Source organism: Ideonella sp. (genome assembly GCF_041918995.1).
Lineage (GTDB): Bacteria > Pseudomonadota > Gammaproteobacteria > Burkholderiales > Burkholderiaceae_C > Ideonella.
The window spans coordinates 27,242-49,474 of record NZ_JAYRUN010000009.1 but is presented as its reverse complement, the minus strand read 5'-3'; the positions used below and the strand labels follow the sequence as shown (position 1 = coordinate 49,474).

The 22,233-nt window shown below is 73.0% G+C and carries 21 protein-coding genes; 6 read left to right on the top strand and 15 right to left on the bottom strand.

The window, feature by feature from the left end:
• Positions 1-14: 14 nt before the first annotated feature.
• Genes gspE through gspG form a run of 10 tightly spaced genes read right to left on the bottom strand, consistent with a single transcriptional unit; the run spans position 15 to position 9,849 of the window.
• Positions 15-1,436: a type II secretion system ATPase GspE gene (gene gspE / locus ACE3UN_RS09810; protein ID WP_374674751.1), complete on the bottom strand. Its 1,422-nt coding sequence runs from the start codon at positions 1,434-1,436 to the stop codon at positions 15-17.
• Between the two features lie 27 nt (positions 1,437-1,463).
• Positions 1,464-3,722: a type II secretion system secretin GspD gene (gspD, locus tag ACE3UN_RS09805; RefSeq protein WP_374674750.1), complete on the bottom strand. Its 2,259-nt coding sequence runs from the start codon at positions 3,720-3,722 to the stop codon at positions 1,464-1,466.
• Positions 3,723-3,724: 2 nt separating this feature from the next.
• The gene (gene gspN / locus ACE3UN_RS09800; RefSeq protein WP_374674749.1) at positions 3,725-4,639 is read right to left on the bottom strand and encodes a type II secretion system protein N; all 915 of its coding nucleotides are present in this window, start codon (positions 4,637-4,639) and stop codon (positions 3,725-3,727) included.
• A 14-nt stretch (positions 4,640-4,653) separates the two neighbouring features.
• Positions 4,654-5,142 carry a type II secretion system protein GspM gene (gene gspM / locus ACE3UN_RS09795; protein ID WP_374674748.1) on the bottom strand — a complete coding sequence of 163 codons (489 nt, stop codon included), beginning with the start codon at positions 5,140-5,142 and terminating at the stop codon, positions 4,654-4,656.
• Between the two features lie 46 nt (positions 5,143-5,188).
• Entirely contained in the window at positions 5,189-6,721 is a 1,533-nt protein-coding gene (gene gspL, locus ACE3UN_RS09790) for a type II secretion system protein GspL (protein ID WP_374674747.1), read from the bottom strand.
• 43 nt (positions 6,722-6,764) lie between these two features.
• Positions 6,765-7,865 carry a type II secretion system minor pseudopilin GspK gene (gene gspK, locus ACE3UN_RS09785; RefSeq protein WP_374674746.1) on the bottom strand — a complete coding sequence of 367 codons (1,101 nt, stop codon included), beginning with the start codon at positions 7,863-7,865 and terminating at the stop codon, positions 6,765-6,767.
• Positions 7,862-8,509 (bottom strand): prepilin-type N-terminal cleavage/methylation domain-containing protein, encoded by a 648-nt coding sequence (locus tag ACE3UN_RS09780; RefSeq protein ID WP_374674745.1) that lies wholly within the window; start codon positions 8,507-8,509, stop codon positions 7,862-7,864. The genes gspK and ACE3UN_RS09780 overlap by 4 nt, the downstream gene beginning before the upstream one ends.
• Entirely contained in the window at positions 8,509-8,919 is a 411-nt protein-coding gene (gspI, locus tag ACE3UN_RS09775; protein WP_374674744.1) for a type II secretion system minor pseudopilin GspI, read from the bottom strand. Before gspI ends, ACE3UN_RS09780 begins: the two co-directional genes overlap by 1 nt.
• Entirely contained in the window at positions 8,916-9,377 is a 462-nt protein-coding gene (locus ACE3UN_RS09770; protein ID WP_374674743.1) for a Tfp pilus assembly protein FimT/FimU, read from the bottom strand. The genes gspI and ACE3UN_RS09770 overlap by 4 nt, the downstream gene beginning before the upstream one ends.
• A 31-nt stretch (positions 9,378-9,408) precedes the next feature.
• Positions 9,409-9,849: a type II secretion system major pseudopilin GspG gene (gene gspG / locus ACE3UN_RS09765; protein ID WP_374674742.1), complete on the bottom strand. Its 441-nt coding sequence runs from the start codon at positions 9,847-9,849 to the stop codon at positions 9,409-9,411.
• Positions 9,850-9,927: 78 nt separating this feature from the next.
• Between gspG and ACE3UN_RS09760 the strand changes: the two genes are divergently transcribed.
• The gene (locus ACE3UN_RS09760; RefSeq protein WP_374674741.1) at positions 9,928-10,515 is read left to right on the top strand and encodes a hypothetical protein; all 588 of its coding nucleotides are present in this window, start codon (positions 9,928-9,930) and stop codon (positions 10,513-10,515) included.
• A 63-nt stretch (positions 10,516-10,578) separates the two neighbouring features.
• Here ACE3UN_RS09760 and ACE3UN_RS09755 read toward each other — a convergent pair whose 3' ends face one another.
• The 5 genes from ACE3UN_RS09755 to ACE3UN_RS09735 all read right to left on the bottom strand — a co-directional run bounded on the left by ACE3UN_RS09755 (position 10,579) and on the right by ACE3UN_RS09735 (position 16,372).
• Positions 10,579-11,352, bottom strand: coding sequence for a hypothetical protein (locus ACE3UN_RS09755; protein WP_374674740.1), 774 nt, complete (start codon positions 11,350-11,352; stop codon positions 10,579-10,581).
• A 32-nt stretch (positions 11,353-11,384) separates the two neighbouring features.
• Positions 11,385-13,157: a M14 family metallopeptidase gene (locus ACE3UN_RS09750; protein WP_374674880.1), complete on the bottom strand. Its 1,773-nt coding sequence runs from the start codon at positions 13,155-13,157 to the stop codon at positions 11,385-11,387.
• Positions 13,158-13,291: 134 nt separating this feature from the next.
• Complete coding sequence (locus ACE3UN_RS09745) at positions 13,292-14,833, bottom strand: malonyl-CoA synthase (RefSeq protein ID WP_374674739.1); 1,542 nt, start codon at positions 14,831-14,833, stop codon at positions 13,292-13,294.
• Positions 14,830-15,690, bottom strand: coding sequence for an enoyl-CoA hydratase/isomerase family protein (locus tag ACE3UN_RS09740; RefSeq protein ID WP_374674738.1), 861 nt, complete (start codon positions 15,688-15,690; stop codon positions 14,830-14,832). The genes ACE3UN_RS09745 and ACE3UN_RS09740 overlap by 4 nt, the downstream gene beginning before the upstream one ends.
• A 55-nt stretch (positions 15,691-15,745) precedes the next feature.
• On the bottom strand, positions 15,746-16,372 hold the full coding sequence (locus ACE3UN_RS09735; protein ID WP_374674737.1) for a hypothetical protein: 627 nt from the start codon (positions 16,370-16,372) through the stop codon (positions 15,746-15,748).
• Between the two features lie 252 nt (positions 16,373-16,624).
• On the opposite strand from ACE3UN_RS09735, the gene ACE3UN_RS09730 reads away from it, so the two are divergent.
• The 5 genes from ACE3UN_RS09730 (at position 16,625) to ACE3UN_RS09710 (ending at position 22,222) form a co-directional block, all read left to right on the top strand.
• Positions 16,625-18,187 (top strand): sigma-54 interaction domain-containing protein, encoded by a 1,563-nt coding sequence (locus tag ACE3UN_RS09730; RefSeq protein WP_374674736.1) that lies wholly within the window; start codon positions 16,625-16,627, stop codon positions 18,185-18,187.
• A gap of 238 nt (positions 18,188-18,425) precedes the next feature.
• Entirely contained in the window at positions 18,426-19,661 is a 1,236-nt protein-coding gene (locus tag ACE3UN_RS09725; protein WP_374674735.1) for a substrate-binding domain-containing protein, read from the top strand.
• A 31-nt stretch (positions 19,662-19,692) separates the two neighbouring features.
• A complete protein-coding gene (locus ACE3UN_RS09720; RefSeq protein WP_374674734.1) occupies positions 19,693-20,451 on the top strand; it encodes an ABC transporter ATP-binding protein in 759 nt (252 codons plus the stop codon).
• Entirely contained in the window at positions 20,448-21,200 is a 753-nt protein-coding gene (locus ACE3UN_RS09715; protein WP_374674733.1) for an ABC transporter ATP-binding protein, read from the top strand. The genes ACE3UN_RS09720 and ACE3UN_RS09715 overlap by 4 nt, the downstream gene beginning before the upstream one ends.
• Positions 21,197-22,222, top strand: coding sequence for a branched-chain amino acid ABC transporter permease (locus tag ACE3UN_RS09710; RefSeq protein ID WP_374674732.1), 1,026 nt, complete (start codon positions 21,197-21,199; stop codon positions 22,220-22,222). Before ACE3UN_RS09715 ends, ACE3UN_RS09710 begins: the two co-directional genes overlap by 4 nt.
• Positions 22,223-22,233 lie beyond the last annotated feature (11 nt).

Sequence of the window (22,233 nt, the reverse complement as noted above, 5' to 3'; positions counted from 1 at the left end):
GGTGGGACGCAGGTTCATTCGCGGGTCACGCGCAACACCTCTTCCTGCGAGGTGATGCCCGCATCGATGAGGCGCTGGCCATCGTCGCGCATGGTGCGGAAGCCGGTGCCCTCGGCGGCCACGTACAGCTGGCTCTCGGCCGCGCGGTTGTGGATCAGCGCGCGCAGCGTGTCGTCCACCACCATCAGCTCGTACACGCCGGTGCGGCCCTTGTAGCCGGTCTGCGCGCACGCGGGGCAGCCCACGGGATGCCAGCGGCCCTGCTCGTCGGCGCGCCGGCACACGGGGCACAGCTTGCGCACCAGGCGCTGCGCCAGCACGCCCAGCAGGCTGGAGCTGAGCAGGAAGGGCTCCACGCCCATGTCGGTCAGGCGGGTGACGGCCGACAGCGCGTCGTTGGTGTGCAGCGTGGCCAGCACCAGGTGGCCGGTGAGCGAGGCCTGGATGGCGATCTGCGCGGTCTCGAAGTCGCGGATCTCGCCGATCATGATGACGTCGGGGTCCTGGCGCAGGATGGCGCGCAGCGCGGTGGCGAAGGTGAGGTCGATGGCCGGGTTCACCTGCGTCTGGCCGATGCCGGGCAGCTCGTACTCCACCGGGTTCTCCACCGTCAGCACGTTGGTGGTGGAGGTGTCCAGCCGCGCCATCGAGGCATACAGCGTGGTCGTCTTGCCCGAGCCGGTGGGGCCGGTGACCAGCACGATGCCGTGCGGCTGCTGCACCAGCTTGTGGAAGGCGGTGAGCACGTCGCCGCTCATGCCCAGGCTCTCCAGGCTGAACTTGGCCTCGGTCTTGTCCAGCAGGCGCAGCACGGCGCGTTCACCGTGGGCCGAGGGCAGGGTGGACACGCGCACATCGATGGCACGGCCGCCGATGCGCAGCGAGATGCGGCCGTCCTGCGGCAGGCGCTTCTCGGCGATGTCCAGCTCGGCCATGATCTTCAGGCGCGAGATCAGTGCCGCATGCAGCGCCTTGTTGGGCTGCACCACCTGGCGCAGCGTGCCGTCGACGCGGAAGCGCACGCTGGAGTTGCGCTCGTAGGGCTCGATGTGGATGTCGCTCGCGCCGTCCTTGGCCGCCTGCGTGAGCAGGGCGTTGAGCATGCGGATGATGGGCGCATCGTTGGCGGCCTCCAGCAGGTCCTCCACCGCCGGCAGCTCCTGCATCATGCGGGAGAGGTCCACCGCGCTCTCCACCTCGCCCACCACCGCCGCGGCGCTGGCCTCGCCGCCGGCGTAGGCCTCGGCCAGGCGCTTGTCCAGCGTGGACGCGGGCTCGGGCTCCATGCGGTCCACGGCGTAGCGGCGCAGCACCTCGGTCAGGGCGCTGCGCGGCGTCGTCTCGGCGTGGTGCAGCACGAGCTGTCGGCCATCATCCTCCAGCAGCAGCGAATTGGCCTTCGCGAAGGCGTAGGGCAGGGGGTGGCGTTGTCCCATGTCGGTCGGGCTCCCGGGGGCGGTCGCTCACTGGCCCGGCGTGGGCGCCGGGGTGGTGGCGGGCACGCCGGAGGCGGCCGCGGGCGGCACGATCACCTGCTGCGCCGGCATGGCGCCCGGCGGGCGCTCGGGCAGCACCAGCGAGCCGTCCACCGGCAGCAGCGTGGTGGGCTCGCGCTGGATGCTCTGCTGCACCGCGCGGATGGCGTCGTAGCGGTCCACCATCATCTGCTCGGCGGCCTGCGGCGTGCGCAGCACCACCGGGCGCAGGAACAGCATCAGGTTGCTCTTGCTGCGGCTGCGGCCCTCGCTCTTGAACAGGTTGCCCACGATGGGAATGCTGCCCAGGATGGGCACCTGGCTCTCGTTGTCGCCGTACTCGTCCTTCAGCAGGCCGCCCAGCACCATCATGCTGCCGTCGTCCACCACCACGGTGGTCTCGATGGAGCTCTTGTCGGTGATCTGGCTCACCCGGTCGCGCAGCGAGCTGTTCTCCTGGTAGATCGTCATGCGCACCGTGCCGCCTTCGCCGATCTGGCTCTTGATCTTGAGCGTGATGCCGACGTCCTTGCGCTCGATGGTCTGGAACGGGTTCACCGCGCCGTTGCCCGTGCCGGTGTTGGTGAACGAGCCGGTGGTGAAGGGCACGTTCGAGCCGACCACGATCTTGGCCTCCTCGTTGTCCAGCGCCACGAGGTTGGGCGTGGACAGCACGTTGGCGCCGGTGTTGGTCTCCAGGAAACGGGCCAGCGCACCGAGCGTGTAGATGCCGGCGATCTTGCGGAACACGCCGATGTTCAGGCCGTTGCCCAGCAGGCTGCTGCCGCCGGTGCCGGTGGTGCCGGTCGTGCCGCCGGTGCCGGCGCCGGAGAGCGACAGGTCGATGATGTTGCCCACCGAGCCGAAGTTGGTGCCGGCCACCGGCACCACCGACTGCTCGGTGCTGGGGTTGCCCAGCACGCTCTGCCACTGGAAGCCGAACTCGGCGGCCTTGGTCGCGTCGATCTTGACGATCAGCGTCTCCACGTACACCTGGGCGCGGCGCGTGTCGAGCTGGTCGATCACCTGGCGCATCTGCCGGTACACCGGCTCGGGCGCCGAGATGATGAGCGAGTTGGTCGCCGGGTCGGCCTGGATCTGGCCGCCCGTGGACGGGCTGGCGGTGGCGGACACCGGCGTGGTGGCCACGCTGCCCATGCCCGAGGACGTGCTGCCCGGGGCCGAGGGGCTCGTGCCCGCCACGTTGGTGGCCGGGCGCGGGGAGGCGCCGCCGCTGCTGCCGCTGAAGCTGCCCGCAGACGACGAACCCGTGCCGGCGCTGCTGGTGGCGGCGGTGCCGCTGGCGATGGCCGCGCGCAGCACCTCGGCCAGGCGCACCGCGTCGGCGTTCTTCAGGTAGACCACCCAGATGTTGCCGGCCGGGCCGCCGCCCGGCACGGGCCGGTCGAGCTTGTCGATGAGGGACTTCACCGCATTCATCCGCACCGGGTTGGCGGTGCGCACCAGCAGCGAGTTGGTGCGCGGCTCCACCACGATGGACGTGGCCGACGCCGCGGTGTTGGCACCGCCGGGCACGTTGGGCGCGGCGCCGCCTTCGGTCATGCGCTGCAGCAGCGGCGCCAGGTCGGCCGCCAGCGCGTGCTTGATCGGGATGACCTCGATCTCGCTGGCCGCGGGCTGGTCCAGCGCGCTGATGATCTTGGCCAGGCGCTGCAGGTTGTCGGCGTAGTCGGTGATGATCAGCGTGCCATTCGCCGGGTTGGCGTTGATGGTGTTGTTGGCGCTGATCAGCGGCCGCAGCACGGCCACGAGGTTGTTCGGGTTCTCATGGTTGAGGCGGAAGATCTGGGTGAGGATCTGGTCGCCCCGCACCGTGGGCTGGCCGATGGACACCGTGCCGGCCTGCAGCTTGGCCTCGGCCTCGGGCACCACCTTCAGCAGGCCGGCGTTCTCCACCACCGTGAAGCCCATGCCGCGCAGCGCGGCGAGGTAGCTGCGCCAGGCCTCCTGCGGCGGCTGCGGTTTCTCGCTGACCACGTTGATCTGGCCCTTCACGCGCGGGTCCACCACGATCTGCCGGTCGAGCATGGTGCCGATGGCGCGCGAGACGGCCTCGATCTCGGCGTTGACGAAGTTCAGCGTCACCGGGGCGCGCGCGCGCGTGGCGGGCATGGGCGGGTCGTCGGACTGGCCATGGGCCACCGGGGTGATGGCGATCAGCGCGGCCAGGGCCAGGGGCGCCCAGCGGCGGTCGGGGGTCTGGCGGGGGCGTTGGTGCAAGGTCATGGTCACCCGATCGAAATGACGGACGCCGCGCCGGCGCGGCGTCCGATGATGTTCAGCAAGTTGTTCAAGGCCGGCTCGAAGCCGGGCGCCGCCTGCGCCTGGCCCCGGAAGCGCAGCCCGCGCGGCCCCCACTGGCCGCTGCCCGACAGCTGCAGCGCGCCGTCGAGCGTCTGCAGGCCCAGCTGCGGCGCGGCGGCGCTGCCGCCCTCGGCGGGTGCCGAGAGCGTGATGCGGTAGCTGCCCAGCGACTCCAGCGTGGACAGCCGCGAGGACGCCTGCAGCCAGTCGAGCTCGGCCTGCCCGGCCAGCGACCAGGCGCCGCCCTGGGCGCGCAGCTCCAGTCCGTCGGTGCGCAGGTTCAGCCGCCCGCCGGGGCGCAGCGTGTTCCATGGTGCGCCCAGGCCCTCGAGCCAGGCGGCGGGCCAGTGGCCCACCCCACCGGCGGCCGGCACCACGCGCAGCGACATGCCACCCCAGCCCGGCCGCCACTCCAGCGTCAGCCCTGGCTCGATGCAGCAATCCTGCGCCAGCGACAGCCGCAAGCCGCCCAGGAAGGGCCGCACGGACCAGTCCAGGCGCGAGGGCAGCACGGCAGCGTCCTGGCTGCCTGGCCCGCCGGCCAGCACCGGCAGGGCACTGCCCTGCCAGAAGCTGCCCTGGGCCTCGGCCAGCAGAAGGCGGTCGCCGCTGGCGCTGGCCACGGCCTGTGCGAGCCACGCCGCGGGCGCGAAGGCCACCCCGGCCAGCAGCGCGCCGGCCAGGGCGCCGGCCCATGCCCAGCGGCCGCGCCGGCCCGACGCCGCCGCGGGCGTGCGGGCCGCCGGTGCACCGCGCACCGCGCGACGCATGCCCAGCAGGATGCTGTCGTCGAAGGTTGACAGGCTCCAGCGGGCGGACGGCTTGGGGCGGAGGGCCATGGGGTGCGGGCTTCTCAAGAGGCGCCGCCGAGCGCGACGACGATCTGGCCGGACAGGCCGTTCTCGCCGCGCGTCAGCTGCATGTCCAGGGGCCGGGCACGCGCGCCGCTGCGCGCGTCGGCCAGCCAGCTGCGCAGCTGCTCGGCGGTGACGCCGGTGAGCGTGAGGGTGGCGCGCTCGCCCAGCTGGCTGAGCTTGGCGTTGGCGCCCAGGCGCTCGGTGGCGGCCTTCAGGGCCTCGGTGGCCTGCGCGGCACTGACCGGCGGCTGCGCCTTGAGTTCGCGCGCTTCCGCGGCCAGGCGCTGCATGCGCAGGCGGTCGGCTTCCAGCGTGCGCACCTGGGCCGGGGCGGTGCGCCAGGTGGCCCACGCCGGCCGCAGGGCCACGTACCAGAGCAGCAGCGCGGCCACGGCCACGCCGGCCAGCGCCACGAGCCCGCGCTCGCGCGGGCTCATCGCGGCCCAGCGCCGCTGCAGATCCTGGGTGTCGAGACGGGTGGCCATCAGGGCGTGCAAGCAGAAGGACGGGAAGGGGGCCGGCGCGGCAGGGTCACTGCTCCACCGGTGGGTTCACGCGGCCGGGCGCGCCCAGCTGGTGCGGCTGTTCGCCCTCGGCGCCCGCGGGCCGCGGTGGGGGAGGCGAGGCCATGCCCGGCTCCAGGGGCGGCACGGGCCGTGCACCGGCCGGGGCCTGGGTGGGCGCACCGGTGGGCGCGGGGGACGTGGGCGGCGCGGCGGGCAGCGGGGGCACCGCGCGGGCGCCCGCCGGCAGCGTGGCATTGCCAGGCGACGGGGCGGCGGGGCGGGCCGGCGCGGCCGCCGGCGCGCCGTCCAGTGCGGGGGATGCGCCGGGCACGATGCTCAGGCGGCCGGCGGCGGCCTCGGCGTCGTAGCCCAGGGGGCGCAGCCGCGCACGGAAGCCGTCGATCTCCTGTGGGCTCCAGCCGGCGCTCGTGATGGTGAGCCGGCCCGGCTCGTACTTCAGGCCGTCGGCCGCGGCGCGGGACGGCGGCCAGGCCGCATCGGCCGCGGCCAGCAGCGGCTCCAGGTCGCCTTCGCCGGGGCGGCCGGCGCTGGCGCGCAGCAGGTCCATCTCCCGCTGCATCTGCAGGGCGGGGGAATCGGTGACGACGCGCACCTGCGGGAAGGTCTGCTGCAGCAGCGTGGCCATGGCCGCCTTCTGCTTCACCACGGCCTGGCGCTGCTGCCACGCCCAGACATTGGCGCCCACCAGGTTGAGCACCAGCAGGGCGGCCACGCCATAACGCGCCGGACGCCAGGTGGGGGACGTCCACACGCGGGTGAGCGCCTCGCGCGCCGCGCGGCTGCCCCGGCGGCTGGGCACGAGGTCGAACTGGCGCAGGTTCCACTCGCCGCGCGCGGCGGCGTAGATGAACTCGTGGCCCGACAGCGCCGCCACGCTGCCACCGGCCAGGCGCGTGGCCTCGGCCGCGCATTCGGGCTCGGCCGTCAGCCGCACGGGCAGGCCGCCGGTGTCGCGCGCCAGCAGGGCGCGGGCGGCATCGCTCTGGGCCGGCAGCACCAGGGGGCCGTCCGCATCCCGCCAGGCCAGCTGGGCACCGGGGTCGGTGCCGTCGGGCAACGGACTGCCGGGGAAGAAATGGCCGGCCGGCGCGTCCTCGGGGGGCCAGGCGGGCACCACGCGGTCCACCGGCTGGCCGCCGGACTCCAGCGCGTCGATCTGCGCCTTCAGCCAGCCGCGGTTGATGGCCGCCACCCACACCGGCTCGCCGGCCTTGGCCTGGGGCGCCAGGGCCAGGTGCAGCTCGCTGTCGTCCTCCAGCAGCTGGTCTTCCAGCACGCCGCCCAGGGCGGCACGCAGCTTGGCTGCCGGCGCCTTGGGCAGGGTGACGCGGTGCCAGCCCACGCCATGTGGCGGCAGCACCGCAGCCACCGCCTGTGCCTTGGGCAGTGCCGATGCGGGCGCACGCCCGGCCTGCAGCCGCGGGCCGCCATCGGCGCTGAAGACGTAGTCGTACTCGGCCGGCGGCTGCGCATCGCCCGCCGCCTGTTGCGACGACAGGCGGGGCGGCACGGGCAGGGCGACGATCAGCAGCGACATGGGCAGGCGTGTCCGGCAGGGGAAGGCTTATTGTGGCGTGTGGTCATGGCACGCCCGTGGGCGGCGATTGTGATTCATGGGGGAGCCGCTGGCGCCTCAGGACAACCACCTCCAGGTTCTGACGCCGGACCAGGGTGAGTTCACGCAGCAGGTAGTTCTGGTAGCGCAGCTCGCCGAGGATCTCGAAGTACTCGGACCTGATGCCCACGCGATTCGTGTCGTCCAGCTGGGCGTGGACGCGCTCCGGAAGCAGCGTCTCGACGTCGGCGATGGCACGCACGTCCAGCGTGACCCGGCGCTGCGCGAAGCGCTCTGCGCTGCCACGGTCCAGGCCCTCCAGCACGGCACTCAGCACCTCGGGCGGCGCGGTGAGCAGGTTCACCGGCGTGGGGGCCGGCAGGATCGTCACGTAGGGCTCCAGGCGGCGCACCGCCTCCGCGTCCAGGCCGAACCACGCGAGCTGGGCCACGCGCTGCGGCGGCAGCGGCGCGCCGGGGGCCACCCGCTCCTCGTCGCTCAGCTGCTCCTCGGCCAGGCTGGCGCCCTTCATGCCTTCCGCGATGCGCACGGCGGTCTCGGCCGACAGGCCCAGGGCGTCGCACAGGCGGCGCAGCGTGGCCAGCTCCTTCAGCGCCGCCTCTTCTTCATCATTGATCAAGTTCACCAGGTTGTAGCGCGCCTGGGCATCGGTGATCTGGCCGGAGAGGAAGGCCTCCAGGCCGGTGTCCTCGGTGTTGTTCTTGTCGGCGGCGAGGAAGTCCGACAGCTTCACTTCCTTCAGCGGCGTGTTCCACGGCTCGTTGAGGGAATCCACGCCGGGCCGCTCCTTGTCCTGGGCGTCGGTGCGCAGGATCAGGCGCGCCCAGTCGGTGGCGCCCTCGATCAGCCAGGCCGCCTGCGCCCGGGCGCGTTCGGCGCCTTCCACCTCGATGCCCCGCCATTGCTGCCAGACCATGGCCGCGGCCATCGTGGCCACGAGCGTGACGATGAGCATGGCCAGCAGGAGTGCGGCCCCCCGCTCGCCCTCGCGGGCGATCGACCCCCCGAGGGGGTGTCCGCCGGGCTTGGGGCGGCCCGGCGCCCGGCGGGGTGCGGCCCCCCGCTCGCCCTGGCGGTCGATCGAGCCCTGGCGGTGGGGGCTCATTGCGACGGCCTCACCATCACGTCGCGCGTCAGCGTGCCGCCCGGCAGCACGAGCACCACGCGCACGCCGGTGGGCAGCAGCTCGTTCTCGCCCCCGATGGGGGAGGAGGCGTTGGGCGCCGGGGCTTCGGCGAAGTCGCCCGTGGACTGCGCGTTGCTCCAGCTGGTGCCGCGGAAGAAGTACACCTGCTGGGTGTCCACCTCGGTGAGCATGGGCAGGGCGTCGGCGCGGATGGCGGACCACTGGAAGCTGCGCACCCACCAGTCCTGCAGGTCCTGGATGCGGGTCACGCTGGGCCCGGCCCAGCGGTACCAGGTGCGGTCCTGCAGCGTCCACACCACCATCTGGATGCCGCCCGGGCTGCGCCGCGTCATGCGCAGCGAGGCGCCGTCGAACTTGAGCCCCGGCGCCGCCGCGCTCTGCTGGATCTGCTGCAGGTCCTGCTCGAACTGGCTCAGCACCGTGCCCAGGCGCAAGGCGCCCTCGCTGGCCCGCTGGGCGCCTTCGCGCGCCCGCGCCATGCCGTCCACGCCCTGCCAGGCCATGGTGGCCAGCACCGCCATGATGACGAGGGCCACCATCACCTCCACCAGCGTGAAGCCGGCGGCAGGGCGGGGCGGACGGGCGGCGGGGTGCTGGCGCATCAGTAACGCGGCAGGATGACGTTGAGCCGCACGAGCGGGTAGCCGCGGCTGTCTTCCACGCGCGTGTCCACGATGCGGAAGTTGGGGTTGAACGAGGCACGCACGACGAGCGTGACCTTGAAGGTCTGGTTCAGTTCCATGCAGTCGAAGCGGGTTTCCCCCACGTCGGGGAACTGCTTGGCCAGCTTCATGTTGACCAGCCGGTTGTCGGCGCACCACTGGGCGAGCGTGACGTCGGACAGGCGCTGGGAGTTGTCGATCAGCGTGCCCGCGGCGCGGCTGCCGGCCGCCAGCGTGATGGCCACGATGGCCACCGCCACCAGCACCTCCACGAGCGTGAAGCCCAGCGCCTGCTGCCCAACGGGCGAGACAGGGCGCCGCGCGGCACCCGGGTGACGCAGGCGCCTCATGGCCGCTCCGGCTCGGGTGCGACCACGACGAACGGCCCCAGCCCGTCCGTGGCCAGCACCAGCTGCCGGTCCTCCAGGCGCAGCACCACGCGCTGCGCGCCGATCACCGGCTCGGGCCCCAGGCGCAGCACCGGCGCGCCGATGACCTCGGCTCGGGTGCGCTCGTCGAGGAAGCGGGTGGGGATCTGGGCGTCGGGTGGCAGCGCGGTGAAGCGGAAGCCCAGGCCGGTCTCGCGGTCGGGCTGCCAGAGCACCTCGGTGCCCTCGACCCGCGCGCGGGCCCGGGCGCCCTCGAACAGCGCGGCCAGCCGCGCGCCTTCCTCCTCGAGCTTGCTGGCGTTGGCGTCCCGCAGGGCCAGCGTCGCCATGCCGACGCTGATCGCCACGATGGCGGTCACGACCATCAGCTCGAGCAGGGTGAAGCCGCGCGCGGCGCGCGAGGCCATGACGGCGCGCATCAGGGACCGGTCGGACGCGCCGGCGCGGGCGTCACTGCCAGGAGCCGATGTCCGCGTCGCGGCCTTCGCCGCCGGCCTGCCCGTCGGCGCCCAGGCTGAAGACATCGATCTCACCCTTCACGCCGGGGTTGGCGTACTGGTAGGGGTGGCCCCAGGGGTCGGCCGGCAGCTTCTCCACGTAGGGGCGCCAGTTCGGCGGAATGGTGCCCACCGTGGGGCGCCGCACGAGGGCGTCCAGGCCCTGCTCCGCCGTGGGATAACGGCCGTTGTCGAGCTTGTAGAGCTTGAGCGCCTGCATGAGGTTGCCCACGTCGGCCTTGGCGGCGGTGGCCTTGGCGTCGTCGGCGCGGTCCAGCACCGCGGGGCCGATCAGCGCGGCGAGCACGCCGATGATCACGACGACCACCATGATCTCGATCAGCGTGAAACCGGCCTGGGCCCGGCGGCGGACAGAAGCGGAAAGGCGTGGCATGACAGTCCTGGTCGTGGCGAGCCGCACGGTGCATGACGCGGGTGCGGCCGATGAGGTGGCATGAATCATAATCGTCGCATGGCTTCGCGCTTGATGACCTTGGCCGTGTGGGCGCTGCTCGCGGCAAGCACCGTGTTCTGGGCAATGAAGATCCTTGCCCCGCGCACGGCCCTGCCGGCTCAGGCGCAGCTGCCCGCACGCGGCGTGGCGCTGGGCGGCGACTGGCACCGCCTGCTCGGCCAGCCGCTGCTCGAGGACGACGGCGAGTCCGAGCTCATCGACGAATCCGGCCGCTTCCAGCTGCTGGGCGTGGTGGCGCCGCGAGGGGCCGGCCATTCGCCGCAGGGCGTCGCGCTCATCGCCGTGGGGGACGAGCCGCCCAAGGCCTGGCGCACCGGCAGCGTGATCGAGGGCGAGACGGTGCTGCTGTCGGTGGGCCCGCGCTCGGTGCAGCTCGGTCCCCGCGGCGGGCCGGCCACGACCGAGCTCACCCTGCCCGAGCCGACCCCGGTCTCGGCGCCCACGCGCGTGGGCGGCGTGCCGCGGCCCGGCATGGCGCCCGGCGGCGTGCCCGGCCGAGGGGTGGTGTCCGGCCCCGGTGCGCAGCCGGTGCAGCGCGCCGACATGGCCGACGAGGAAGACGCCGGCGAAGGCGAAGAAGAGTAGGCCAGCCCGCCGCCGCGGTCAGGCGCCCCCAGGCGACGTCCCCACCGGGCCACCCCGCCAGGCTCACGCACGGTCGCGCCGGCGCTGAGGCTCCGACGCGCCGGGCGGCACGGCCTGCGGGGCGCAGCGCCGAGGCGCCTCGGGCACGAGGTCCCAGCCATAGGGCCCGTCGCGCAGTTGCAGTGCGCCTTGCGCCCCCTGGCCCGCACAGGCCGACGGCCCGTCCGGCCAGGTCCAGCCGAGGCGCACCGCCGCCTCGTCGGCGCGCCAGCCGCGCACCTCCCAGGTCAGGCCCGCCGGGGCCTCGAAGCGGTAGGGCATGGACCAACGGTCGCCCGCCCGCTCGTACAGGGCCAGCATGGCGCCGCTGGCCACGATGAAGTGGCGGCCCAGCGGGCCGGCCACGGGCAGCGCGTCCACGCGCAACGGGGGCTGCGCCCCTTCGCCCACCAGCCACCAGGCCGGCAGGCGCCCGGGCTGGGCCGCGCGCACCAGGTGCAGCGCCAGCCCGTCCAGGCGGCCGAGGTACAGGTGGGTGACCGGGGGCTGGTCGACGAAGCGGGCCGGGGCGTGGGCCCCGAACTGCAGGCGCAGCTCCGCACCCTGGCGTTGGGCGGCGGCGCCGGCCTGGCGCAGGGCGTCGCGCTCCAGGCCGGCCAGGCAAGCCGTGTCGTCGCCGCAGCGTGCCACACGCTCGGGGGCCGGGGCGCGGGCAGGCTCCTGGGCGGGCGCCGCGGCGATGCCGGCCCATGCCAGCCCTGCCAGGGCCAGGCGCGCCGTCCACCGGGCCCCGGCGTGCGGGGCCCGGCAAGGCGGCAACGACCGGGCGGGCATCATGGCGCTGCATTGTCACGCAGCGCCGGCCGCCCTCACTGGATCTTCAGGTAGGCGGCGCTCACCGGCCCCCAGTTGCCCGCCGCGTCGCGGCCCCGCACGTACAGCAGGTGCTTGCCCTTGGACAGGCTGCCCGTGGCCAGCGTGGTGGTCGCCTTCTCGGTCTTGGCATTGAAGGCCCCGTCCTTGGCGCCCAGGGCGATGGGCGTGGCGCCCGGCATCCACGGCGGCGTGTCGATGTACACCTCGCCGGCGGCGATGGCCTGGGTGGGCTCCGTGCCGTTGCTCTGGTTGAACTTGGTGTCGTCCAGCGTGGCCGTGAGGGTGACCGGCGTGCCGGCGCTCACGGCCTTGGCGCTGAGCTTGAGCGTGGTGACGTCGGGACCGGCAGGCGTGAGATAGGGCGTGCGCACCACGCGGGCGGCGTACCACAGCGCCTTCAGGTTGTTCGGCTTGATCGTGCTCTCGTAGCTGGTGCAGCTCTGGAAGAACGAGGTGCCCATCTCGAAGGTGTAGGCCGCCACGCCGAGCTCGCCGTAGCTGATGCTGTCGGACGTGCCGTCGGTGGGGTACAGGCCGATGGACTGCTCGGGCGTGTAGTTGTTGAACCAGGCGAACTTGCGGCCCAGCGTCTGCAGCGCCGTGCCGTTCGGCGCGGTCTGGTTGGTGAAGCCCCACGGCCACAGCACGAGCTGGCTGTAGCTGTGCATGTCCAGGTGGATGCCGCTGGTGTCCGCCGGGGCGGCGTCGCCCTGGTTGGGGCCGCGGCGGTCGGGCCACAGGCTGCGCACATAGCCCTCGATGGACTGGGTCTCGGGCTCCGAGGCCGCCGACGGGCCGCGGTAGGTCTCGGCGCAGGGGTTGCCGCTGGAGCCCTGGCCGTTGGTCTTGTTCCAGCTGAAGGTGAAGTTGCGGTTCAGGTCGGCGCCGCGGCTGTTGCTGTTGGCGCCGCAGTAGGCCTGGTTGGTGTTCTTGCGCCAGAGCAGCCCCGTCTCGGCCTTCTTGCGGCCGTCGGGGTTGAGCTGCAGCAGCAGGTGCACCTCATGGTGGTCGAGGATCCAGGTGGCGTCGGCGTTCTTGCCGTAGCCGGTGAGCAGCTCGCGCGCGAAGGCCAGCACCACCGGCGCCGTCACGTACTCGCGGGCGTGGATGGCCGCGTTGACGAACAGCTTGGGCTTGGGCTCGCCATTCGGGCCCGAGGTGTTCTTGTTGGTGAGCTTCAGCACGGCGATGTCGTAGCCGCCCAGGCCCTGCGTCTTCTGCCAGCTCTCGCCGATGGGCGTCCATGCCGCCAGCTGCGGGTAGGTGGTGGTGAAGCCCTGGGCCTCGGTGAAGGTCTCCTCCACCGTCTCGTAGCAGGGGTAGTTGGGGATGGCTTCGCCCGACTCGGCGGCCTGCATCGCGGCGCGTGCGCCGGCCTGGCCGAGGATGGTGGGGGCACCGGCGGCACGCAGGCGGCGCGTCATCTCGGCATGCCGGGCGGCGAAGGCCGCGTCCTTCTCGACGCGGAAGCGGAAGCCCTTCAGGGTGGCGATGTCGGCGTCGCTGAGCTGCAGCACGAGGTAGCCGCCCTTCCAGTTGGATTCCAGCAGCTGGCCGTGGAAGGTGACGGCGGCGCGGCGGCCGGTGGCGGCGTCGGGGAAGTAGGCGCGGTAGAAGTTGTCGGCCTGCTCCTGCTGGGCCAGCAGTTGCACGCCCTCGGCCGAGGCGCTCGCCTCGTGGGCGACGGCGGGCAGGGTGCAGAGCGCGGTGGCGGCCAGGGCGGCGGCCAGGGGAGTGCGGAGGAAGGGGCGGGTCACGCGGGGCATCACGAGGGTCTCCTGTGGCGTGGTCGTCAAGGCGGTCGCCGGTGGGCGATGCCTGGGGCTGGCCATTGTGGGAGCCGCTTCGCCGCCCCGCCACCGCTGCCGCCGGTTCTAGGGGTGCGAACCGTCAAGCTTCGTCATGACGGTGTCGTGAAGCAGCCGGCGAGCCGCTCGCGCAGCAGGTTCTTCTGCACCTTGCCCATGGTGTTGCGCGGCAGCTCGTCGACGACGAGCACCTGCTTGGGCACCTTGAAGGCCGCGATGCGTCCCCTCAATGTGGCGATCAGCGCGGCCGGCTCGGGCGGCACGGTGCCGGCACGCGGCACGACCACCGCCACCACGCCCTCGCCGAAGTCGGGGTGCGGCACGCCGATGACGGCACTCTCGGCCACGCCGGGCAGCTCGTTGAGGTAGCCCTCCACCTCGGCGGGGTAGACGTTGAAGCCCCCGCTGATGACGAGGTCCTTGCTGCGCCCGACGATGGTGACGTAGCCATCGGCGTCATGCCGGCCCACGTCGCCGGTACGGAACCAGCCGTCGGCGGTGAACTCCTCGCGCGTCTTCTCGGGCATGCGCCAGTAGCCGCGGAAGACGTTCGGCCCGCGCACCTCGATGCCACCGATCTCCCCCGTGGCCACGGGGCGGCCCTGGTCGTCGTGGATGCGCAGGCCCACGCCCGGCAGCGGCCGGCCCACGGTGCCCCCGCGGCGCTCGCCGTCCTCGGGCCGGCAGGGGTTGGACGTGAGCATCACGGTCTCGCTCATGCCGTAGCGCTCGAGGATGGTGTGGCCCGTGCGGGAGGCCCAGTCGCGAAAGGTCTCGATGAGCAGCGGCGCCGAGCCGCTGATGAACAGGCGCATGTGCCGGCACGCCTCGCGCGTGAGCCCCGGCTCGGCCAGCATGCGCACGTACAGCGTGGGCACGCCCATGAACACCGTGGCGTCCGGCAGGCGGTCCACCACCGCACGGGCGTCGAAGCGCGAGAACCACAGCATCGGGCTGCCGTTGAGCCAGGCGCCGTGCGTGGCGACGAACAGGCCGTGCACGTGGAACACCGGCAGCGCATGGATGAGCACGTCACCGGGGCGCCAGTCCCAGACGTCCTTCAGCGTGCGCGCATTCGACAGCAGGTTGCCGTGCGACAGCATGGCTCCCTTGCTGCGGCCCGTGGTGCCGCTGGTGTAGAGGATGGCGGCCAGGTCGTCGTCGGCGCGGTCGACGGGGTCGTGCGTGTCGGCGTGGAAGGCCGCGCGCTCCAGCAGCGTGCCGGTGCGGTCGTCGTCCAGCGTGAAGACGTGGCGCGTGCCCAGCGGGAAGGCGAGCCGGCTGACCCAGGTGAAGTGCCGCCGGGCGCACACCACGACGGCGGGCTCGGCATTGCCGATGAAGTACGCGATCTCGGCTTCCTGGTAGGCCGTGTTCAGCGGCAGGAACACGTGGCCGGCGCGCAGCACCGCCAGGTACAGCACCAGCGCCTCCACCGACTTGTCCACCTGCACGGCCACGCGGCTGGCCGGCGGCAGGCCCAGCGCGTCCAGCAGGTTGGCGATGCGGGCGCTGGCGCGGTCCAGGTCGCGCCAGGTGTGGAAGCGGCCGGCGTCGGGGCCATCGGCCAGCTCGATCGCACGGCTGTCCAGGTCGGCCGGGAAGGCGGCCCGCAGGGCGGTGAACAGGTTCATGGGGCAGGGGCAGGTGACGGCGCCGGCGGGGTGTCGCCGTCAGGGGCCGTGGCCGGCGTGGGGGAGGGGGCGGCGAAGCGGGCGGGGCGCCGCTCGTTGAACGCGGCCAGGCCCTCTCGGTGCTCGTCGGTGGGGGCGTAGGCGTAGTGCGGCGCACGCTGCTCCCAGCGGCTGCCCTGGGCGCGGCCGAACTCGCGCAGCGCGCGCTTGTTCAGGCGCAGCGCCTGCGGCGACAGCGCGGCCATGCGCTCGGCGGTGCGGCGCGCCTCGTCGGCCACCTGCCCGTCCGGCACGACGCGGTTGACGAGGCCGAGGCGTTGCGCCTCTTCGGCGGCCAGCACCCTGGCCTCGAGCAGCAGCTCGCGCAGCACGGCCTCGCCGACGACGCGGGCGACGATCTCCACCTCGAGCGGGGCCATGGGGAAGCCGAGCCGGGCGATCGGCACGCCGAAGCGGCTGCCCTGGCCGCAGACCCGGATGTCGCAGCAGGCGGCGATCTCCAGCCCGCCGCCGACGCAGGCGCCCTGGATCTCGGCCACCAGGGGCAGCTCGCAGTCCAGCAGGGCGTTCAGCGCCGGGGCCACCACCTCCTCGTGGTAGTGCGCCAGGGTGGCGGCGTCGAAGCGGAAATCGGGGAACTCCTCGATGTCGGCACCGGCGACGAACTGGCCGCCGTCGCCCTGGACGACGACCACGCGTGGTGCCTGTTCGGGCGGGGTGGCATTCAGCCGGTCGAGCAGGTCGCGCAGGTCGCGCCACATCTGCACCGACAGGGCGTTGAGCTTGCCGGGGTGGGAGAACTGCAGTCGGGCGATGCCCAGGGCATCGGGGGCGGTCAGGAGCACGTGGCCGGGCATGGGGCGGCAGATCGTCGGCGGGATGCCGACGATTTGACCACTGCCGGCGCCCGATTCAGTCGGCGCAGAGGTCGGTGCCGGGCTGCGCCTCGGTGCAGACGGTGGACTTCACCTGGAGGATGTCGAACATCAGCAGGGTGCGGTCGCCGGACGCGGCCAGCCGGCCGGCCCGAAAGGCATCGAACGACCACTCGTTCAGCCGCTTGGGCAGCGACAGCGAACGCAGGGCGTCGATCCGGCCGCCCTGGCTCATGAGCGACACGGAGAACTGGGTGCCGGCCTGCCACACCCCGTCCACCCAGGCGCCGCCCTGGGCCTGCACCTCGAACACGTCGCCGAAGGGCTGGTTCAGGTCGTTGTGCAGGACCACCTGGAAGTCCGCCGCGCGGGCCTGGTGGCCCTCGACGGTGACGCGGAAGCGGAAGGGGGCGCCGAACGCGTAGGCCGCGCGGCCCGAGCCGTCCTCGTTGCGTTGCATCTCGAAGGCCGGCTGGCGCGACTCGTAGCTCAGCTGCACCGTCACGCGGGAGCCCTCGGGCACGGTGGTGCCGTCGTCGAAGACGCCGCTCTGGGTGACCAGGCCCGTCATGCGGTACTTCACGAGCGCCGCGTCTGCACCTGCGCTGGCCGCGGCCAGCACCATGGCGACCGAGGCCGCCCCAACGATCCGTGTCCAGGCCATCCTGACCTCTCCTGTGTGCATCCCGTCCGAGACGACGTGCGGGGACACACATCGTCACCGCCATTACAACCAAGGCCCCGCCCGGGCGCCACCCCATGAAGTTGAGCCACGCAGTGGCGTCCGCCGTGCGGCAGTTCACGCCTGGGCAGGCGACCCGGGGGCCCGGGCAATCGGTGTGCGCGGCGCGGCAGGCGGGATGGCACGGGTGCCGCGGGCCGGCGGCGGCCGCTACAGTGCGGGCGGACCGCCGCCATGCCCGCCCCCCACCTGTCCCCCACCGCTGCCTTGCCGCAGGACGCCCAGCAGGTGCTGCAGCTGGCGGCGCACAGCCTGTTCGGCGTGTTCGCCGAGGCCGCGCTGGGCATGATGGTGGTGGACCGCGACCACCGGGTGGTCTGGATCAGCGAGGGCTACAAGGCCTTCCTGCCGGCGCTCGGCTTCGCCCGCGAGGAGGACTTCGTCGGCCGCCCGGTCGAGCAGGTGGTGCCGAACACGATGATGAACCAGGTCATCGAGGCGGGCCGGCCCATCGTGCTGGACCTGCTCACCAACCGGGCCGGCACCTTCCTCGTCAGCCGGCTGCCCCTGCGCGATGCCGCCGGCGAGGTGATCGGCGCGGTGGGCATGGTGTGGCTGAACGAATCGCCCGACCACCGCGGCGGCACCATGCAGCCGCTCATGGCCAAGTTCAGCCGGCTGCAGAAGGAGCTGGACGACACCCGGCGCGCCCTGGCCGCGGAGCGCCGGCCCAAGTACACCATCGCCAGCTTCGTGGGCAGCCACCCCAGCGTGGTGGAGCTCAAGCGCCAGGCGCGGCGCGTGGCGGGCACCGACTCCACGGTGCTGCTGCTGGGCGAGACGGGCACCGGCAAGGAGCTCATGGCGCAGGCCATCCACGCGGGCAGCCACCGCGCGGCCGGGCCCTTCGTGGGCGTGAACATCGCCGCCGTGCCCGACACCCTGCTGGAGGCCGAGTTCTTCGGGGTGGCCCCGGGCGCGTTCACCGGGGCGGACCGCAAGGCGCGCCCCGGCAAGTTCCAGCTGGCCGATGGCGGCACGCTGTTCCTCGACGAGATCGGCGACATGCCGCTGGCGCTGCAGGCCAAGCTGCTGCGGGTGCTGCAGGAGCAGGAGGTGGAGCCGCTCGGCAGCCAGCGCGTGCAGCCGGTGGACGTGCGGGTGATCGCGGCCACCAGCCGGGACCTGCCGCGCATGGTCGCCGAGGGCCAGTTCCGCGCCGACCTGTTCTACCGCCTCAATGTGCTGCCGCTGCGCCTGCCGGCGCTGCGCGAGCGCCTGTCCGACCTGGATGCGCTGGCCGACCACCTGCTGGACGACATCGGCCGGCGCAGTGGCCTCACCCACCGCAGCCTGGGCGCCGACGCGCTGGAATGCCTGGCCGCGCACGCCTGGCCGGGCAACATCCGCGAGCTGCGCAACCTGCTGGAGCAGGCCTGCCTGCTCGGCGACGAGCTGGTGATCGGCGCCGCGCAGGTGGCGCCGCTGCTGGCGGCGGCGGGCGGCCGGGTGCCGGCCGCGGACGGGCCCGTGCCGTCGCACCCGGGCGCCAGGGCCGGCACCGGCCTCGACGCCGGCCTGGCGTCGCCGGTGAGGTCGGCCGGCACCTCCGCGGCGGCCGTGGCGCCGCCGGCCATCACCCCGTTGCCCGTGGCCGTGGCCGCGCTGGAGGCCGAGTCCATCCGCGCGGCCCTCGCAGCCACGGGCGGCAACAAGCTGGCCGCGGCCCGGCTGCTGGGCATCTCCCGCGCGACGCTGTACGAAAAGCTGACAAGCGGCCGCGCATCGGCTGTCTGAAAGTCGGACGCGGGCGCGTCGCGCTGTCCGGAAGTTGAACATCCGTTCGGTGCGGACGGCGGCCATGGGCCCGCGCCTGCCCCACCGGGCGCCATGCAGCCGGTCGGCTGCCCGCCTCTGGTGCACGTTTCTCCGGACTTTCCCGTAGCGCCCCGACGGCGGCATGGGCCTTGCGCTCCCTGTCGCCCATCGCCGCCGCGCCGTCGGGCGCCGGCTTCCCCACCCGGAGACATCGCCCATGCCGCGTCGCACCGCCGTTCGCCCCGTGTCCCTCACCCGCCGTGCCCTGGGCCTGGCCGTGCCGCTGGCGGCCGCGATGGCCGTGCTGGCCGCCGCCCCCGTGCAGGCCGCGCCGGGCGAGATCCGCATCGCCCACATCTACAGCAAGACCGGGCCGCTGGAGGCCTATGGCAAGCAGACCGCGCTGGGCTTCCAGATGGGCCTGCAGTACGCCACCGGTGGCACCATGACCGTGGCCGGCAGGAAGCTGGTGGTCATCGAGAAGGACGACCAGGGCAAGCCGGACCAGGGCAAGAGCCTGCTGGCCGCCGCCTACGGCGACGACAAGGTGGACATCGCCGTGGGGCCCACGTCGTCCGGCGTGGCGCTGGCCATGCTGCCGGTGGCCGAGGAGTACAAGAAGATCCTGCTGGTGGAGCCGGCGGTGGCGGATTCGATCACCGGCGAGAAGTGGAACAAGTACATCTTCCGCACCGGCCGCAACAGCTCGCAGGACGCGATCAGCAACGCGGTGGCCCTGGACAAGTCGAACACCGTGATCGCCACGCTGGCGCAGGACTATGCCTTCGGCCGTGATGGCGTGAAGGCCTTCAAGGACGCGCTCAAGACCGCGAAGATCGTCCACGAGGAGTACCTGCCGCAGAACACCACCGACTTCACCGCCGGCATCCAGCGCGTGGTGGACGCGCTGAAGAACCAGCCCGGCCGCAAGGTGGTGGAGGTGATCTGGGCCGGCGGCACGCCACCCTACGCGGCGCTGGCTGCGCAGGAGCTGGGCAAGCGCCACGGCATCGAGGTGGCCAGCGGCGGCAACATCCTGCCCGCCATGGCCGCCTACAAGGCCTTCCCCGGCATGGAGGGCGCCACCTACTACTACTTCGGCATCCCCAAGAACCCGGTGAACGAATGGCTGGTGGCCAACCACTACCAGCAGTTCAAGGCGCCGCCCGACTTCTTCACCGCCGGCGGCATGACCGCGGCCATCGCGGTGGTGGAGGCGCTGAAGAAGACCGCGGGCGACACGACCACGAACAAGCTCATCGCCGCCATGGAAGGCATGGCCTTCGACTCGCCCAAGGGCCGCATGCACTTCCGCAAGGAGGACCACCAGGCGATGCAGGCGATGTACCACTTCCGCATCAAGGTGGACCCCGCCTTCGCCTGGGGCGTGCCGGAGCTGGTGCGCGAGATCAAGCCCGAGGAAATGAACGTGCCGATCCGCAACCGCCGCTGAACGCAGCGGGCGCGACATTCACCGGCGCACCATGCTCGAGACCCGGGAACTCACCGTGAACTTCGGCGGCCACGTGGCCGTCGACCGCGTGTCCTGCGCCTTCGCGCCCGGCACGCTCACGGCCATCGTGGGCCCCAACGGGGCGGGCAAGACCACGTACTTCAACCTGGTGTCGGGCCAGCTGGCCGCGACGGCCGGGCAGGTGTGGCTGGACGGCATGGACGTGACGCGCCTGCCCGCGCCGCTGCGCACGGCGCGCGGGCTGGGCCGCGCCTTCCAGCTCACCCAGCTGTTCCCGCGCCTGTCGGTGCTGGAGAACGTGCGCCTGGCGGTGCAGGCGCGCCATGGCGGCGGCATGAACCTGTGGCGTGTCTGGCTGGACCGGCAGGACTGGATCGAAGAGGCGCGCGAAATCCTGTCCACGGTGCGGCTGCTGGAGCGCCTGGACGCCCCCGCGGCCAGCCTGCCCCACGGCGACCAGCGCAAGCTGGAGGTGGCGCTGCTGATGGCGCTGGAGCCGCGCGTGTACATGTTCGACGAGCCCACGGCCGGCATGAGCGTGGACGAGGTGCCCGTGGTGCTGGACCTGATCCGCGCACTCAAGGCGCGGCGCGACGCCACCATCCTGCTGGTCGAGCACAAGATGGACGTGGTGCGCGAGCTGGCCGACCGCGTGGTGGTGCTGCACCAGGGCCGGCTGGTGGCGCAGGGCGACCCGGCCGAGGTGATGGCGTCCGACGTGGTGCAGCAGGCCTACCTGGGCACGGCGCCGGTGGAGCAGCCCGCATGACGGCCGCGCCGCTGCTGGAGCTGCGGGGCGTGCACACCCACATCGGGGCGTACCACATCCTGCACGGCGTGGACCTGGTGGTGCCGCGCGGCGAGGTGACCATGCTGCTGGGCCGCAACGGCGCCGGCAAGACGACGACGCTGCGCACGGTGATGGGCCTGTGGCCCGCGAGCCAGGGCGAGCTGCGCTTCGACGGCCAGGCCATCGGCGGCCCCGGCGTGCGCGCCGACACGCCGGAGATCGCGCGCCGCGGCATCGCCTACGTGCCCGAGAGCATGGGCATCTTCAGCGACCTGACGGTGCGCGACAACCTGCTGCTGGCGGCCCGCTCGGCCCGCCGCGAGGCGGAACTGGATCGCGCGCGCCTGGACTGGCTGTTCGGCCTGTTCCCGGCGCTGCACCGGTTCTGGCTCTACCCGGCCGGCAAGCTGAGCGGCGGCCAGAAGCAGATGCTGGCGGTGGCGCGCGCCCTGATCGAGCCGCGCGAGCTGCTGCTCATCGACGAGCCCAGCAAGGGCCTGGCGCCGGCCATCGTGCACAACCTGGTCAGCGCGCTGGCCGAACTGAAGCGGCAGCGCACGACCGTGCTGCTGGTGGAGCAGAACTTCATGGTGGCACGGGCGCTGGGCGACCGCGTGGCGGTGATGGACGACGGCCGCGTGGTGCACACCGGCGCCATGGCCGAGCTGGCCGAGGACGAGGCGCTGCAGCAGCGGCTGCTCGGCCTGTCGCTGGGGGCGCACCAATGACGGCCGCCGCGTCGCCCGCCCCCAGCGCCGGAGCGGCCGTGCCGCGCCAGCGCCTGGACACGCGCCCGCTGTGGGGCCTGGTGGCCCTGGCGGCGCTGGCATGGCCGCTGGTCGGCTCGGGGTCCACCTGGCTCACGCTGACGGTGGCCGGCCTGGCCATGGGGCTCATCATCTTCGTCATTGCCTCGGGCCTCACGCTGGTGTTCGGCCTGATGGACGTGCTGAACTTCGGCCACGGCGTGTTCATCGCCGTGGGGGCGTTCGTGGCCACCAGCGTCATGGCCGGCATGGCCGACTGGACGGGCAGCGCCTCGGCGCTGGCCCACCTGGGCGCGGTGTTCGCGGCGATGCTGGCCGCCATGGCGGTGGCCGGGGCACTGGGCTGGGCCTTCGAGCGCGTGGTGGTGCGCCCGGTGTACGGCCAGCACCTCAAGCAGATCCTCATCACCATGGGCGGCATGATCGTCGGCGAGGAGCTGATCAAGGTCATCTGGGGGCCGGCGCAGATCCCGCTGCCGCTGCCCGCCGCGCTGCAGGGCGCCTGGCTGTGGGGCGACGCGGCCATCGAGGTGTACCGCCTGTTCGCCGTGGGCATCGGCGCGCTGGTCTTCATCGCGCTGCTGCTCGTGCTCAACCGCACCAAGGTGGGCCTGCTCGTGCGTGCCGGCGTGCAGGACCGCGAGATGGTCGAGTCGCTGGGCTACCGCGTGCGGCGCCTGTTCGTGGGCGTGTTCGTGGCCGGCTCGGCGCTGGCCGGCCTGGGCGGCGTGCTGTGGGGCCTGTACCAGCAGAGCGTGGTGCCGCAGATCGGTGCGCAGGTGAACACGCTCATCTTCATCGTCATCATCATCGGCGGCCTGGGCTCCACGCTGGGCTGCTTCGTCGGCGCGCTGGCGGTGGGGCTGGTGGCCAACTACACCGGCTTTCTCGCGCCCAAGGTGGCGCTGTTCTCCACCATCGGGCTGATGGTCGCGGTGCTGCTGTGGCGGCCGCAGGGCCTGTACCCGGTGGCCAGCCGGTGAGGGGCGCGTGG

Coding starts and splice junctions, on each gene's coding strand:
- gspI (WP_374674744.1), bottom strand. CDS start 8,919: ATGAGGCGCCTGCGTCACCCGGGTGCCGCGCGGCGCCCTGTCTCGCCC.
- ACE3UN_RS09745 (WP_374674739.1), bottom strand. CDS start 14,833: ATGAACCTGTTCACCGCCCTGCGGGCCGCCTTCCCGGCCGACCTGGAC.
- ACE3UN_RS09760 (WP_374674741.1), top strand. CDS start 9,928: ATGGCTTCGCGCTTGATGACCTTGGCCGTGTGGGCGCTGCTCGCGGCA.
- ACE3UN_RS09715 (WP_374674733.1), top strand. CDS start 20,448: ATGACGGCCGCGCCGCTGCTGGAGCTGCGGGGCGTGCACACCCACATC.
- gspG (WP_374674742.1), bottom strand. CDS start 9,849: ATGCCACGCCTTTCCGCTTCTGTCCGCCGCCGGGCCCAGGCCGGTTTC.
- ACE3UN_RS09710 (WP_374674732.1), top strand. CDS start 21,197: ATGACGGCCGCCGCGTCGCCCGCCCCCAGCGCCGGAGCGGCCGTGCCG.
- ACE3UN_RS09720 (WP_374674734.1), top strand. CDS start 19,693: ATGCTCGAGACCCGGGAACTCACCGTGAACTTCGGCGGCCACGTGGCC.
- ACE3UN_RS09750 (WP_374674880.1), bottom strand. CDS start 13,157: ATGCCCCGCGTGACCCGCCCCTTCCTCCGCACTCCCCTGGCCGCCGCC.
- gspN (WP_374674749.1), bottom strand. CDS start 4,639: ATGGCCCTCCGCCCCAAGCCGTCCGCCCGCTGGAGCCTGTCAACCTTC.
- gspM (WP_374674748.1), bottom strand. CDS start 5,142: ATGGCCACCCGTCTCGACACCCAGGATCTGCAGCGGCGCTGGGCCGCG.
- ACE3UN_RS09740 (WP_374674738.1), bottom strand. CDS start 15,690: ATGCCCGGCCACGTGCTCCTGACCGCCCCCGATGCCCTGGGCATCGCC.
- gspK (WP_374674746.1), bottom strand. CDS start 7,865: ATGAGCCCCCACCGCCAGGGCTCGATCGACCGCCAGGGCGAGCGGGGG.
- ACE3UN_RS09770 (WP_374674743.1), bottom strand. CDS start 9,377: ATGCGCGCCGTCATGGCCTCGCGCGCCGCGCGCGGCTTCACCCTGCTC.
- gspD (WP_374674750.1), bottom strand. CDS start 3,722: ATGACCTTGCACCAACGCCCCCGCCAGACCCCCGACCGCCGCTGGGCG.
- ACE3UN_RS09730 (WP_374674736.1), top strand. CDS start 16,625: ATGCCCGCCCCCCACCTGTCCCCCACCGCTGCCTTGCCGCAGGACGCC.
- ACE3UN_RS09780 (WP_374674745.1), bottom strand. CDS start 8,509: ATGCGCCAGCACCCCGCCGCCCGTCCGCCCCGCCCTGCCGCCGGCTTC.
- gspL (WP_374674747.1), bottom strand. CDS start 6,721: ATGTCGCTGCTGATCGTCGCCCTGCCCGTGCCGCCCCGCCTGTCGTCG.
- ACE3UN_RS09735 (WP_374674737.1), bottom strand. CDS start 16,372: ATGGCCTGGACACGGATCGTTGGGGCGGCCTCGGTCGCCATGGTGCTG.
- gspE (WP_374674751.1), bottom strand. CDS start 1,436: ATGGGACAACGCCACCCCCTGCCCTACGCCTTCGCGAAGGCCAATTCG.
- ACE3UN_RS09755 (WP_374674740.1), bottom strand. CDS start 11,352: ATGATGCCCGCCCGGTCGTTGCCGCCTTGCCGGGCCCCGCACGCCGGG.
- ACE3UN_RS09725 (WP_374674735.1), top strand. CDS start 18,426: ATGCCGCGTCGCACCGCCGTTCGCCCCGTGTCCCTCACCCGCCGTGCC.